This is a genomic window from Aeromonas australiensis (assembly GCF_000819725.1).
Classification (GTDB): Bacteria; Pseudomonadota; Gammaproteobacteria; order Enterobacterales; family Aeromonadaceae; genus Aeromonas; species Aeromonas australiensis.
The window spans coordinates 1-13,584 of record NZ_CDDH01000081.1; the positions used below are offsets into that span (position 1 = coordinate 1).

At 58.9% G+C, this 13,584-nt stretch carries 14 protein-coding genes; 8 read left to right on the forward strand and 6 right to left on the reverse strand.

Going from position 1 to position 13,584, the window contains the following annotated elements; genetic code table 11:
• Positions 1-62: 62 nt before the first annotated feature.
• Both BN1117_RS14880 and gloB read right to left on the reverse strand, forming a co-directional pair.
• Positions 63-1,616 carry a lytic transglycosylase gene (locus BN1117_RS14880; RefSeq protein WP_040098610.1) on the reverse strand — a complete coding sequence of 518 codons (1,554 nt, stop codon included), beginning with the start codon at positions 1,614-1,616 and terminating at the stop codon, positions 63-65.
• 70 nt (positions 1,617-1,686) lie between these two features.
• Positions 1,687-2,451, reverse strand: a complete 765-nt coding sequence (gloB, locus tag BN1117_RS14885; RefSeq protein WP_040098612.1) for a hydroxyacylglutathione hydrolase — start codon at positions 2,449-2,451, stop codon at positions 1,687-1,689.
• A 72-nt stretch (positions 2,452-2,523) separates the two neighbouring features.
• Here gloB and BN1117_RS14890 point away from each other — a divergent pair, with 72 nt between their 5' ends.
• Entirely contained in the window at positions 2,524-3,246 is a 723-nt protein-coding gene (locus tag BN1117_RS14890) for a methyltransferase domain-containing protein (RefSeq protein ID WP_040098614.1), read from the forward strand.
• On the opposite strand, the gene rnhA is transcribed toward BN1117_RS14890, so the two are convergent.
• Entirely contained in the window at positions 3,234-3,698 is a 465-nt protein-coding gene (gene rnhA / locus BN1117_RS14895) for a ribonuclease HI (protein ID WP_040098615.1), read from the reverse strand. The two genes, BN1117_RS14890 and rnhA, sit on opposite strands and share 13 nt — an antisense overlap.
• Before the next feature lie 79 nt (positions 3,699-3,777).
• Here rnhA and dnaQ point away from each other — a divergent pair, with 79 nt between their 5' ends.
• Together dnaQ and BN1117_RS14905 are read left to right on the forward strand one after the other, a co-directional pair.
• Positions 3,778-4,512, forward strand: coding sequence for a DNA polymerase III subunit epsilon (gene dnaQ / locus BN1117_RS14900; RefSeq protein ID WP_040098616.1), 735 nt, complete (start codon positions 3,778-3,780; stop codon positions 4,510-4,512).
• Complete coding sequence (locus BN1117_RS14905; protein ID WP_040098618.1) at positions 4,509-5,780, forward strand: TIGR03503 family protein; 1,272 nt, start codon at positions 4,509-4,511, stop codon at positions 5,778-5,780. Before dnaQ ends, BN1117_RS14905 begins: the two co-directional genes overlap by 4 nt.
• 93 nt (positions 5,781-5,873) lie before the next feature.
• Here BN1117_RS14905 and BN1117_RS14910 read toward each other — a convergent pair whose 3' ends face one another.
• Positions 5,874-7,391: an HD domain-containing phosphohydrolase gene (locus BN1117_RS14910; protein WP_040098620.1), complete on the reverse strand. Its 1,518-nt coding sequence runs from the start codon at positions 7,389-7,391 to the stop codon at positions 5,874-5,876.
• A gap of 320 nt (positions 7,392-7,711) precedes the next feature.
• Between BN1117_RS14910 and BN1117_RS14915 the strand changes: the two genes are divergently transcribed.
• The 5 genes from BN1117_RS14915 to BN1117_RS14935 all read left to right on the forward strand — a co-directional run bounded on the left by BN1117_RS14915 (position 7,712) and on the right by BN1117_RS14935 (position 12,557).
• A complete protein-coding gene (locus BN1117_RS14915; protein ID WP_040098622.1) occupies positions 7,712-8,515 on the forward strand; it encodes a siderophore-interacting protein in 804 nt (267 codons plus the stop codon).
• A 176-nt stretch (positions 8,516-8,691) separates the two neighbouring features.
• The gene (locus BN1117_RS14920) at positions 8,692-9,708 is read left to right on the forward strand and encodes a FecCD family ABC transporter permease (protein ID WP_040098624.1); all 1,017 of its coding nucleotides are present in this window, start codon (positions 8,692-8,694) and stop codon (positions 9,706-9,708) included.
• Positions 9,709-9,715: 7 nt separating this feature from the next.
• Positions 9,716-10,753, forward strand: a complete 1,038-nt coding sequence (locus BN1117_RS14925) for a FecCD family ABC transporter permease (RefSeq protein ID WP_040098626.1) — start codon at positions 9,716-9,718, stop codon at positions 10,751-10,753.
• Positions 10,753-11,556, forward strand: coding sequence for an ABC transporter ATP-binding protein (locus BN1117_RS14930; RefSeq protein WP_005337795.1), 804 nt, complete (start codon positions 10,753-10,755; stop codon positions 11,554-11,556). The genes BN1117_RS14925 and BN1117_RS14930 overlap by 1 nt, the downstream gene beginning before the upstream one ends.
• An 83-nt stretch (positions 11,557-11,639) precedes the next feature.
• Positions 11,640-12,557, forward strand: a complete 918-nt coding sequence (locus tag BN1117_RS14935) for an ABC transporter substrate-binding protein (RefSeq protein WP_040098630.1) — start codon at positions 11,640-11,642, stop codon at positions 12,555-12,557.
• A 118-nt stretch (positions 12,558-12,675) separates the two neighbouring features.
• On the opposite strand, the gene BN1117_RS14940 is transcribed toward BN1117_RS14935, so the two are convergent.
• Positions 12,676-13,029, reverse strand: a complete 354-nt coding sequence (locus tag BN1117_RS14940; RefSeq protein ID WP_040098632.1) for a copper-binding protein — start codon at positions 13,027-13,029, stop codon at positions 12,676-12,678.
• A 44-nt stretch (positions 13,030-13,073) separates the two neighbouring features.
• Positions 13,074-13,584: efflux RND transporter permease subunit (locus BN1117_RS14945; protein ID WP_040098634.1), on the reverse strand; the 511-nt coding region annotated here is incomplete at its 5' end.

A 13,584-nucleotide genomic window follows, 5' to 3' on the forward strand; every position in this document is an offset into this window, starting at 1 on the left:
TATAAAAACGGGGCCAGTCATGTGACTGGCCCCGTTTTTATATCGGGTTCAAGCGGTGGTACCTAACCGTTGTTCTTCACAAACAGGGTCAGCTCCTGACCGGGCTTGAGGTAATCCCCTTTATCCAGCTGGTTCCAGCGCATCACATCGTTGATGGCCACCTGGAAGCGAGCCGCGATGGAGGAGATGGAGTCGCCACGGCGAACCTGATACACCATCGATTTATTGCTCTGCTGCCCTTGCTTGGGATAGATCACCAGCTTCATGTCCGGTTTGAGTGCTGATTTGGCATTCAGACCATTCCATTTGGCCAGCTCGGCATGAGAGACACCGTGCGCCTGGCTGATACTCCACAAGTTGTCACCGGAGCGCACCTGATAATTGACCTTGGCCTTCTGGCTGCTGCCACGGCTGGCCAGTTGCTGAGGTTTACTGGCGGAGCTGGCCTTGCTGCTGACCTGACCATGGCTCGGGATCACCAGTTGCTGACCGCGACGCAGGTTGTTGCTGCGCAGATTGTTGGCCAGCTTCAGCTCGTTGACGCTGACGCCGTGATTCTGGGCGATACGCGACAGAGTATCGCCACTGACAACCTGATAGGAGCGGGTACGAATACGCTCGCTCTTGGGCAGATCGGCCAGTGCCAGCTCCAGGGTATCGGCATACTCCACCGGTACCAGCAGACGGTAAGGTCCGCGCGGTGACATCACGCCACGGCTCAGGGCCGGATTGACCTCTTTAAGCTGTGAGGTGCGCAATCCTGCCAGTTGGGCAGCCACATTCAGATCAAGTTGGCTGCCAGTCTCCACTACCCGCAGCTTTGGCTCGTTGGCTAGCACAGGCAGTTGGACGTTGTACTTGTCCGCATTGCTGATCATGTCGGCCATGGCGAGGATCTTGGGCACATACATCCGGGTTTCGCGAGGCAGATCGAGTGACCAGTAGTCAGTCGGCTTGCCAGCACGCTGGTTACGCTGGATAGCATTGCGTACCCGACCTTCACCGGCATTGTAGGCGGCCAGCGTTTGCAGCCAGTCGCCGTCAAAGAAGCGGTTCAGGTACTCCAGATAGTCGAGCGCCGCATTGGTAGAGGCCAGCACATCGCGCCGCCCGTCATACCAGTTGTCGTGGCGCAGACCGAAGCTCTTGCCGGTGGCGGGCACAAACTGCCACAGACCGACGGCATTGCTGCGGGATCGGGCATGAGGGTCAAACATGCTCTCGATCATCGGGACAGTAATAAGCTCCATTGGCAGCTCACGCCGTTCAATCTCCTCTACCATCAGATAGAGGTAGGGTTCAGCCCGGCTGGCAATGGTCGCCAGATGCTTATCATTGCGCAACAGCCACTCACGTTGTTGGCGGATGCGCGGGTTGTCCGGCGTCTCCAGTTGCATATCATCGCTGATACGCACCCATAGATTGTCCGACTCTTCCAGTTCATCCAGCTGTTCATCGCTAAACAGAAAACGTGACGTGTGTTTTTTATGTGCTTTTTTCTTGACCTGGGGGGACTTGATCGGCTCGATTGCCGTTAGCGCCCGGTCATCCTGATGGCTCAGGTTTTGGCAGCCGCTGAGCAACAGCGCTGCCAATAAGGCCGTTCGTACCTTCATCTCGTTCCGGTCATTTTTAGGAAAAACAGCCCGCATCATAAGGGGCAATGGCCCCCTGATCAAGGTTTGTTCAAAAAACGTCCTTCCACTGACGCAGGATGGTGAAGGTATCCACCGGATTTTCCACGCATTTTAGCCCATGCTTTTCAGCAGAAAATTTCACTGAATCCTGTTCGCAGCGCAGAAAAATGTTGAAAGTGCGTTCGTCACCCAGCCGGGTTGGCAGGCTTGGCAGCCCTTGTTGCCGCAGTTTGCTGATCAGCCCGATCTGGCGGTGGATCGCCGGGTTGTCCGGCTCGACCGCATAGGCAAAACGCAGGTTGGCGAGGGTGTACTCGTGGGCACAATAAATGAGGGTCTCATCGGGCAGGGCGGCGAGCCGTTGCAGCGAGTGGTACATCTGCTCCGGCGTCCCTTCAAACAGGCGGCCACAACCGGCCGAGAAGAGGGTATCGCCACAAAACAGCATGCCGTTGCCATGGTAGGCGATGTGGCCGCGAGTGTGCCCGGGCACATGAATCACCTCGAGGGCAAGGCCGTGCCAGTTGATCTGATCGCCATCTTCCAGCCACTGACCGTGGTGATCCGGCATCGGGTCCAGTTTGGGCCCGTAGAGCCGGGCGTGGGGGTAGTGGGCAAGCAGGTCGGTGACGCCCCCCACATGGTCGTGATGGTGATGGGTCAGCAGAATGGCATCAAGCGTGAGGCCCAGTGCCTCGAGCCGCGCCAGCACGGGGGCCGCCTCCCCAGGGTCGACCACCAGACAGTGATTCTCGTGGCGGATCAACCAAATGTAGTTGTCATTAAAGGCTGGAACTGTGATCACTGGATACATGAGTCTGCTTCTCTTTAGGGAGGGTATCTTATATAACAGGATGGCGTTCGAAACCCCGAGTTGAGCCCTATTATGCAGGTGGCACGTACCGAACAACAAATCGAGATCCCGACCAGCTGGTCTGCATTGCCTATGGGGGACTGGGTGGCGGCCGAGATCCAGGATCGGCTCGACAACTGGTGCCCCAATCTGTTTGGGTATCATCTGCTGAAGATTGGCGCCCTGAGCGCAGAACTCTCCTGCAAAGGTTCCTCCATCCGCCACCAGATCGGGGTCGCCCCCAGCGGACGGCTGCTCGACATGTATGGTGATCCTCTCGATCTGCCGGTTCGCTCCGGCAGCGTTGATGTCTGTCTGCTGGCCCATTGCCTCGATTTCTCTGCCGATCCCCATCAGGTGTTGCGTGAGGCCGAAAGGGTACTGACCGACGATGGCTGGCTGATCATCAGCGGCTATAACCCCTTGAGTCTGGTCGGGATCGGCCACTGTGTGCCGTTTTTGCGGCGCAAAATGCCCTGGTCGGCACGGATGTTCACCCCAGGGCGGGTGACGGACTGGCTGCATCTGCTGGGATGCGAAGTGATGTTTGACGAACGTTTTGGCTACTCGTTGATGGGAAGACAAAGCTGGCACAGCTGGTGGCGGGAGAGTATCGGGCGGGATTATTGCAGGGCGTTTGCGTCGGTATACGTGATTGCGGCCCGTAAACGGCGATTTCCACTGATCCCGGTGCGGCGGCGTTGGCAACTGCCAAAATCCCTCGCCACACCGGGCATGGCCCGTCAGGGCTGGTAGCCAGTATCCTCGGCCAGATCCTTGCTGCAGGCGGCCTCTCTGGCCAGCTCGTCGCACCGTTCGTTCTCCGGGTGGCCGGAGTGACCCTTCACCCAGAGCCACTCAATCTGGTGGCGACCCACTTCCGCATCCAGCTCCTTCCAGAGATCGACGTTTTTGACCGGCTGACGGTTGGCGGTCATCCACCCTTTCTTCTTCCAGCCGATGATCCACTGGGTGATCCCCTGGCGGACATACTGGCTGTCGGTGGTGAGGCGCACCTGGCACGGTTCGTTGAGGGTGCGCAGCCCCATGATGGCGGCCATCAGCTCCATCCGGTTATTGGTGGTCAACTTGAATCCGGCGGAAATCTCTTTGCGGTGCTTGCCGTAGACCATCACGGCTCCGTAACCACCCGGGCCCGGATTGCCGAGGCAGGAGCCGTCGGTATAGACATCAATCTGTTTTAACATGAGCAATCAATCTGTTTTAACATGAGGCTTGGGGTAAACTAGCGAGTAAGTAAAGCCGAAGTTTGACATAGATTGGATCATGAACACACCCCAACTGAATCGCCAGATCATTCTGGATACTGAAACCACAGGTATGAATACGGCGGGCGGCCCTGTCTATCTTGGCCACCGCATTATCGAAATCGGCTGTGTGGAGGTGATCAACCGCAAGCTGACCGGTAACCACTATCACGTCTATATCAAGCCTGATCGTCTGGTCGACCCGGAAGCGATTCAGGTGCACGGTATCACTGACGAGTTCCTGCGTGACAAGCCGTCATTCAGCCAGATTGCTGACGAGTTCCTCGATTTCATCCGTGGTGCCGAACTGATCGCCCACAACGCACCGTTTGACGTGAGCTTCATGGACTACGAGTTCAGCAAGCTTGGACTCAACTTCAAGACGGCGGATATCTGCACCATCACAGATACCCTGGCGATGGCGCGGGATCTCTTCCCCGGCAAGCGCAACAACCTCGACGTGCTGTGCGATCGTTACGGTATCGACAACTCCCACCGTACCCTGCACGGGGCCTTGCTCGATGCGGAGATCCTGGCGGACGTCTACCTGCTGATGACCGGTGGCCAGACCAAACTCAATCTGGCCAGTGAAAGCAGTGAAAACGAAAGTAATCAGGACACCAGTATTCGTCGGTTGGAGAGCAATAGGCCCGCCCTCAAGGTGGTGCGTGCCAGTGCCGAGGTTCAAGCCCTGCATGAGGCGAGGCTCGATCTGGTGCAGAAGAAAGGAGGGAGTTGTCTGTGGCGGCAATGAGCAAATGGTGTATCGGTTTACTGCTGTTTCTCTCGCTCTCGCTGGGAGCAATGGCGACCGAGGTGTTTGCTCCCTCCGATATCCCACTGCTGGATAACCGCTTTCGCATCGATTACGGGGTGAAGGAGATCACCTTCATGATCCAGCGTAAGCCGGGGACCCCGTCAGTGATCCTGGTGCGCCCCGATGGCAGCAAGCTGTATGTGGGGAGGGTGACGCCGCCTGATGTAGGCTGGCTGGCGCTCAAGGATCAGGATCTGATTACCATCCGAAATCCCATGCCTGGCCCCTGGCAAGCTATTGGTGCCGTGGATCCTGACAACCGTGTACGCATCCTCTCCGATATCCGGCTCGACATCGCCGCCTTGCCGATGCAGCTCTATCAGGGGGAGGTGGTCAAGCTCAAGGCGTGGTTGTTGATCAATGGCCAGCCGCCGAAAGATAAATACTATCTCTCCGACCTTGGTATGACCGTCAGGCTGCAATCTTTCAGTGACGCCGATAATAAAGAAGTCTTGCTAGATCAAGTGCTTGGCCACTATCGTGATGATGGCAAAGGGCTCGATGAAGTGCCGGGTGACGGTATCATGACCGCTGAGGTGACCCTGCAGGATATTCCTGGCGGAAAATACCGCGCTATGTTCAGTACCGGAAACCAGGTGTTTACCCGTGCACGTTACCAGGAAGTGCTGCTCTATCCCTATCCATTCAGCTACAGCCTGCTCCCTCCCACCGAGGAGGTTGGGGCAAGGCTGTCACTGCAACTCGATCCTGATGAACTGGATCCTGACACTGTGGCAATCAAGGGGAGTGTTAGCAGCAATGTTGGAGGTCTTTACGAGTTCAGCGGCATCGCTAGCGGGCCTAAATTTGATATTGATCTGTCTGCTGTCAAGACGGTTGGTCAACATGAGGTAAAGGCTAGTCTCTATGGCACAACTCGTCTTGGCCGCGAGTTGAAAATTGAATTGCCGGTCAAGATCTTCAATATCTATCCCTCAGCGCCCCCTCCCGTAGAGGTGGTGTCGGCAGCTGCACCGGCATCTCGTGCCGAAGCGACTCAAGATACAGCTGAAGAGGAAGGGATGGGCTGGCTGATCTGGGTATTGGCGGGGGGGGGGCTACTGCTGGTGGTGCTGGGTGGTGCCGGGTTTGTAATGATCCAGAAACGACGGGCTTTCAAACGTGCATTGGCGGCGGCTCAGGCCGAAAATCAGCAGCCCGGGCAGTCGGCAACCAAGCTTGATCTCAACTTACCGGAGCAGTGACCCTCACGCTGAAGTAACGTGATGCCAGAGACAAAAACCGCCCTGATAAAGCAGGGCGGTTTTTTTGAGCTCACAAAAGGATATGTATGGGGGTCAGTGCTCGCCAATATAGACGTCTTTGTTCTGCTCGCGGATCTCGAGAAACTTGTCCAAATTGGCCATCATCAGTTCGACCAGCTGGGGATCGAAATGCTGTCCCTTCTCTTCCTCAATCAGTGCCAGCACCTTGTCCAGCGGCCAGGCTTTCTTATAGCAGCGATCCGAACCCAGGGCATCGAACACGTCAGCCAGCGCCACAATTCGCCCCTCCAGCGGAATATCCGCCCCTTTCAGGCCACGGGGATAGCCACTGCCATTCCACTTTTCATGGTGATTACCTGCTATGGTAGCGCCAATCTGGAACAGCGCCAGATCGCTGCCGGAGAGCATATCCTGCCCAAGTTGGGCATGGGTTTTCATGATCTCCCACTCCTCCGGGGTCAGCTTGCCAGGCTTGTGCAGGATGGCATCAGGAATGCCGACTTTGCCAATATCGTGCAGTGGTGAGGCACGTTTTACCAGTTCGCTCTGCTCTTCGCTCATTCCCATCAGATGGCAGAACTGTTCGGTATAGAGCGCGACCCGTTTGACGTGCAGCCCAGACTCTTTGGAGCGAGTTTCGACCAGTTCGCCGATGCGATAGATGATCTCCCGTTGGTTGTCGGCGATGACTTCGTTGAGCCGGATATTCTCCAGCGCCACAATGATGTTTTCGGTAAACAGCGTCAGCAGGCCGCTATCGATCTGGCTGAGCTGGCGGGTGGTCTCGATGTGGAACAGCAGGTGGTGGCGCGGATTCTGGCAGTAGAGCACCATCTGGGTGGCGTTATAGACGTTGCTGCGCTGGCTCATGGCCTGGCGCAGTATCTCGGGAGCCTCTGTCAACCGCACTGGGGGATGACCTGGCTGCAGGGGTTCCAATACTTGATCCCTCACCTCATAGGCGTGTTGCTTGACATCGTATATCTGGGTTTCCCCTAGTTGGAGCAGGGCATTGAGCTGCTCCTGGGCGCCTTCGACAAACTGGCGCAACGCCCGTTTCTCAAAGATCCCCTTTGAGGCTTCGATGACTTTTTCCAGCCCCTGCCGATTGCTCTCCAGAGAGCGGATATCCCGATAGGAGCGCAGGCTGGCCCGCAGCAGGGTGCGCAGCTTCTGGGAGGTGAGCTCGGTTTTATCCTTGTAGTCGTTGATATCGTAGTTGGTGACCACGTCATCTTCCGGTGCCTGGCCGGGTTGGCCGGTTCTGAGCACGATGCGCACCATCTTGTTTTGCAGATCTTCACGGACGTATTTGACGACATCGAGGCCGGCGTGGTCGACCTCCATCACCACGTCCAGCAGTAACAGGGCAACGTCCGGGGTGATGGCCAGCAACTTTTTTGCCTCTGCTGCCGAATAGGCATGCAGAAACTCGATGGGGCGATTGTCAAACTCGAATTTGTTCAAGGTGATTTTGGTGATGCGATGAACCTCGGGTTCATCGTCAATGATCATCACTTTCCAGCCCGCTTGCTGTGCGTCGGGGAGGGCGAGATCGTCATCATCAATAATCAGGATCTGGTCATCCATCATACAATCCTGTTTGGCATCTTGTGCTTACATTAACTGCTTCACTAAGGATAGGAAACTTATTGGGAAATAAAATTTGATCTCGAAAAACGATGGTCGAAATAAGCAAATGGAACCCTTTGTGACCATGATGTTGCCCGGCCGCTTTCTTTGCTTAATCTTGAGGCTAGTCTAGATAAAGCCTGTTGCTGGATTGGAAGGAGGGTAGCGGATGGTGATGTTTGAACCCTTTTGGTTCTGGTAGACGAGAAATAATCCCATTTGATAGTGATTCCTATTTGCATATAACATGGGCGACACACTCAACGAGGAGCCTTATCGTGTCCCCATCTCTGCCTCCCAATCGTCCCCGTCTGCTGACCGTCAAAGCCATTACCCAGATCACTCCCCATTTGCGCCGTATCACTTTTGGTGGCAGCGAGCTGGCTGACTATCCCTTTACCTGCGGCGGGGCCCATATCAAGGTGATGCTGTCCCAGCCCCATCAGGTAGAGCCGGTGCTGCCTGTCATGACCCCGAGCGGCCCGCGCTGGAGTGACCCGGCTGACAAGCCGGTGATCCGCACCTACACCATCCGCGCGTTTCGCCGCGATGAGCAGGAAATTGATATCGACTTTGTGCTGCACGGTGACGGCGGGCCCGCCAGCGCCTTTGCTACCCATGCCAAGCCGGGGCAGAAGGTGATCCTCTCCGGGCCGGGTGGCCCTAACCCCATGCTGCAATCGGCCGATCACTACTGCCTGGTGGGGGATCTCACCGCCTTGCCCGCCATCATGGCGATGTGCGAGGTGATGCCTGCCGATGCCAGAGGGGAAATTGCGATTCTGGTGCCGGATCAGGCCGATGCTCAGCCGTTGACACTACCGCTCGGGGTGCGCTGTCACTGGTTTGTTGGCGAGCCCGAGTCCAGCGGCCTGCTGGAGCATGTGATTGCTCTGCCGCTGGTGCGCGATGGTGGCTTCTTCTGGCTGGGTGGGGAAGAGGTGCTGGTGCTGCCGCTGCGCCGCCATTTTCGCTCCGTGCTCGAGGTGGATCGCCAGTCGCTCTACGCCGTGCCGTACTGGCGCCGGGGCAAGAGTGAAGAGGCCTATCACCAGACCCGTCACCATGTGATGGATAATTGACCAGAAAAAAACCTATTACACACCAAAACTTGCAAATGAAAATTATTTTCATTTAGTATTTGGCCGTCCAGATATGGGTCAGGGCGGCATTTTTATTTCCGTTGACACTATATCGGCCTGTTTTTACATCGGTTTGGCAGCATGTTGTCAGGCCCAAACGCAAGGAGTCGTAAAGGGTGGTTAAGTACCAGATCTCGCTGTTCTGGCTGGGATTATTCCTCCTGTTCATACTGCTTTCTCTTTCGCTCGCCACCGGTGCGGGTGTCTATGGTGCCCGCGAGGTGCTCGGCTACCTGATGGGGGATGCCCGCTGGGTTGGCGACGAGAAGCTCGCCATGGTGCTCAATACCTTGCGACTGCCGCGCACCCTCTGTGCCATGGTGGTCGGCGCCTCGTTATCTCTGGCGGCCTCCTTGTTGCAGAGCGCGACCCGCAACCCGCTGGCGGAGCCCGGTCTGCTCGGGGTCAACGCCGGGGCCGTCTTTGCGCTGGTGGTGGGGCTCACCTGGTTTGGTGTGGAGTCCGCCTATGGCTATCTGCTCTGGGCCGGACTCGGCGCGCTGCTCGGCAACGTGATTGTGTTGGGGCTCGGCATGATGATTGGCCGCTCCAATCCGCTGAAGCTCATTCTGGTCGGGGTGGCGCTCTCTGCCACCTTCGGCGGTCTCTCCAGCTTTCTGCTGCTCTCCAACAAGATGGTGCTGGAGCAGTACCGCTTCTGGAACCTCGGCTCCCTGTCGGCGGCCAATCTCGATGCCATCATTGCCGTGTTGCCCTTCGTGCTGGTGGCGTTTGTCATCACTTTGCTGCTCTGTCGCCAGCTGACCCTGATGCAGATGGGGGACAGTCAGGCCCAGGCGCTGGGGATCCGCCCCAACCGGGTGCGAATTGGCGTGCTGTTGGCCGCCACCCTGTTTACCGCCAGTGCCATCGCCATCGCCGGTCCCATCGGCTTTGTCGGCTTTCTGGCCGCCTACTGTGGCCGACTGGTGGAGCCGGTGAAGCTGTCGGTGCAGGTCTGTTTCTCCGCCCTGTTCGGCATGCTGTTTCTGCTGTTGGCCGACATTCTGTCGCGCTGGCTGATCCAGCCGTTCGAGCTGCCAAACGGGGTCATTCTGGCCCTGATCGGTGCACCAGTGCTGATCGCCATCGTTCATCGCGGGGGCTTTCGCACCCTGCTGACCGTCAAGTGAGGGGTTGATGCGTACACCTACCGATATGCTCTGCCTGCGGGCCGGCAACCGCTCTTTGCTGCTCCATCTGCCGAGCTGGCGTTGGCTGGCGCTGCTGGCCATGGCGCTGCTGGCGCTGGCTCTGCTGGCCCTGAGCGTTGGCGGCGGCAAGCTCGGCTTTGCCGGGGTGGTCAACACTCTGCTGGGGGAGGGGACCCGGCTTGAGCAGCTCACCCTGTTCAAGATCCGGCTGCCGCGCATCCTTGGGGTGGTGGTGGCGGGGGCCGCCATGGGGCTCTCCGGCTGTCTGGTGCAGACTCTGGTGCGCAACCGGCTGGCTACCCCCGATATGGTGGGGGTCAACAACGGCGCCTCTCTGGCCATCATCATCTTCTCCCTCTATCTGACCGTGGGCAGCTGGCCCTGGTGGGCGGCACCTATCGGCGCCATCTTCGCAGCGCTGGTGCTCTATGCCCTCTGCCGCAAACCGGGTGAGCAGGGCTATCTGTTCGTGGTGATCGGCATCGGCCTCTCCGAGCTGTTCGAGGCGCTCGGCCAGTTCGTGATGTCCACCAAGGCCTTGCTGCACCTGAGTTCCCTCTATCTGTGGAACATGGGCAGTTTTATCGCAGTGGGGTACAGCACCATTACCCCCATCGCCATTCTGTTGCTGCTGCTCTGCCCCTGGATTGTCTATCTCTCCCGCTCGCTGGCGCTGCTGCGCTTTGGCCCCGAGATGGCCAGAGGGCTTGGCGTCAACGGCGATCGGGTGCAACTGGGCATTCTGGCGCAGGCCATTCTGGTGGCGGCGCTCGGCACCGCCATCGGCGGTCCCGTGGTCTTTATCGCCATGGCGGCCCCCATTCTTGCCTCCTGGCTGGTAAAAGACCGGGTGGTGCCGCTCTGGCTGGCGGCACTCAGCGGCGCCTTGCTGCTGCTTGCCAGCGATACCTTGGTCCGGGTGCTGGCCAGCCCTCACGAGGTGGCGACCGGCATCATGACCCGCATTCTTGGTGGCTTGTTGCTGCTGTTTCTTCTTGTTAACGATCGCCAGAGGGCCGACTGATGACGCTCACCGTAAATCGCCTCCACTTCGCCTATCAGCAGACCCCCATTTTGCGGGACATCTCCTTCAGCGTGCCGAGGGGCAAGCTGGTGGGGATCGTCGGCCCCAACGGCTGCGGCAAATCGACCCTGCTCAAGCTGTTATCTGGCCAGATGAAAGCCCAACGCGGCGAGATCCTGCTCAAGGGTAAGCCGCTTGCCAGCTACCCCATGAAGGGGCTGGCGCGGGAGCTCGCCTATCTGCCCCAGCGGCCGACCCTGCCAGCCGGCATTCTGGTGGAGCAGCTGGTGCAGTATGGCCGCCATCCCCATCAGGGCTGGTTCAATCAGTGGGGCGAGGAGGATGCCCGCATGGTGCGTATTGCCTGCGAGCGGATGCAGCTTGAAAGCATCTGGCAGCAGAGCGCCGCGTCCCTCTCCGGCGGGCAGGCGCAGCGGGCGTGGTTGGCGATGATCCTGGCGCAGGACAGCGACATGGTGCTGCTCGACGAGCCCACCAGCGCCCTCGATATCGGTCACCAGACCGAGGTGATGGAGGCGATTCACCGCATCACTGCCGAAGGCAAAACCGTGCTGCTGGTGATCCACGATCTGGCGATGGCGGCCCGCTACTGTGACGAGCTGATCGCCATCGGCGAGGGGACCATTGCCGCCATGGGCCCGGCCCGGGAGGTGGTGACCAAATCCCTGATCGACCGGCTCTACCAGACCAGTGTCGACATTTTGCATGCCCCCGGCGACGGGGCGCCCATTATCGTGCCCCGTCGCCACGAACATGGCCGCGCCCTGCGTTCGGCGAGTTGAGTCATATGGGCCTGCTCTGTGGGCCCACCGAGTGTATCCTCGCGGCCGATTATCCGGGCCGCGCAACGAGAAGGAGTGAGATGATGAAGCGTTTTGCCACCCTGGCAGCAGCCATCCTGATGTTGGCCGCGCCGCTGGTTCAGGCGCAGGAGATGCGTGAAGTGACCGATGCGTTTGGCCAGAAGGTGCAGGTGCCCGTCCAGCCGAAACGGGTGGTGGTGCTGAGCGAGCTGGAACTCGACAGCACCCTGACCCTGGGGCTGACCCCCATCGGCGCTGTCAATGGCCGTGGGCAACCCACCTTGCCCCGCTATTTGCTGAGCAAGGCGGATATGGGGATCCAGGTGATCGGCGATCTCGACAGCCCCAATCTGGAGTCGCTGATTGCGCTGGAGCCCGACCTTATCCTGACCGGCCAGACCCGTCCCGAGCTGCTGACCTTGCTGGGGGAGATCGCGCCGACCGTGGTGACCAGCAAGTGGGGGGAGCCGTGGCAGGATAGCTTCCGCCGTGCCGGCCACACCCTTAACCGCGACCAGCAAGCTGATACTTTCTTGCTGCAGTATGCCGAGCGGTTGACTCAGGCACGCAGCAAGCTGGCCAAACACCAAGGGGAGAGCATCAGCATAGTGCGCTGGAACCCCAAGGGGCCAAGCTTTATGTATCAGGGCACCTTTGCCAGCAGCGTAGTGGAGTCGATGGGGCTGGTGCGTCCGGACAAACAACAGGGGACTGGCGCGCCCCACTCACCGGCGCTCAGTCTGGAGTCCCTCAACTTGCTGGATGCCGACTGGCTGGTGGTCGGTACCCTGAGCGCCACCGGCGATGCGGTGGATGCCATGCGTCAGGCGGAGCAGACCCCGGCATTCCAGCAGCTGCCGGTGATCAAGGCCAAGCGCTTTGATGCCGTGGATGGGTCGCTCTGGACCTCCAGCGGCGGCCCGCAGGCGGCCCTCAAGGTGATCGAGGATGTGGAGCAGTTGCTGGCAACCCGCAGCTGAGTGCCATGCCCACCAGAGGTTGACCACACGAACAGGTTGATCAAAAGAAGAGGGAGGCTTATGCCTCCCTCTTGCGTTGTCACTATCAGCTGTGACCTTTTCGGCGAGCCAGAGCCGCTTATTGTGGCTTGATGGCCGTCACTGTGAGCTTGCCGTCTTGGCTTTGGGCATGGAAATGGATGGCATCACCCACCTTGAGCCCCTTGAGCTGAGCCGGATCTGCCACTCGAAACACCATGGTCATGGGGGGCATTTTGAGGTTCTCGATCGTCTCGTGCTTGATGCCGACCTTGCCACTCCCCTCATCAAGGCGGGTAATGATCCCCTTGGTCATCACCATTTCTGCCTGCTCGCTCATCTCACCCGTCTGGCTCATATCGTGCCCTTCATGATGCATCATCTCTTCGGCTTGCAGGCTGGTGTGGGTGGCAAGGCCAAGCAGCAATGTCAGAGTCAGCGTCTTGTAGTTCATCTTGATTTCCTCGTTGTGTGGTCGAAATGGATCCTGGTGTCAGCCTATTCGGCTGGTTGGTCGGCATGTTTGCCAAGAGTGCGACTGCGCCACAGGTAGTAGGCCGCGGGCAGCACCAAGAGGGTCAGTACCAGTGCGCTCACCATGCCGCCAATCATGGGGGCGGCGATGCGCTGCATCACTTCGGAGCCGGTGCCCTGGCTCCACATGATGGGCAACAGGCCAGCGATGATGGTGACCACCGTCATCATCTTGGGGCGAAGGCGCAGGGCTGCGCCGTGGATCACCGCCCGGTGCAGCCCCGCCTGGTCCGGCTTGCCGCTGGCGATGAGGTCATCCCAGGCGTGGTTGAGGTAGACCAGCATCAAGATGCCGGTCTCCACCGCCACCCCCGCCAGAGCGATAAAGCCCACCCCGACCGCCACCGAGAGGTTGAAGTCGAGCAGCCAGAGGGTCCAGCTCCCCCCCACCACCGCCAGCGGCAAGGGGGTGAGAATGAGCAGCACCTCCTGAACGCGGCGAAACGCCAGATAGAGCAGCAGCACGATAATGGCG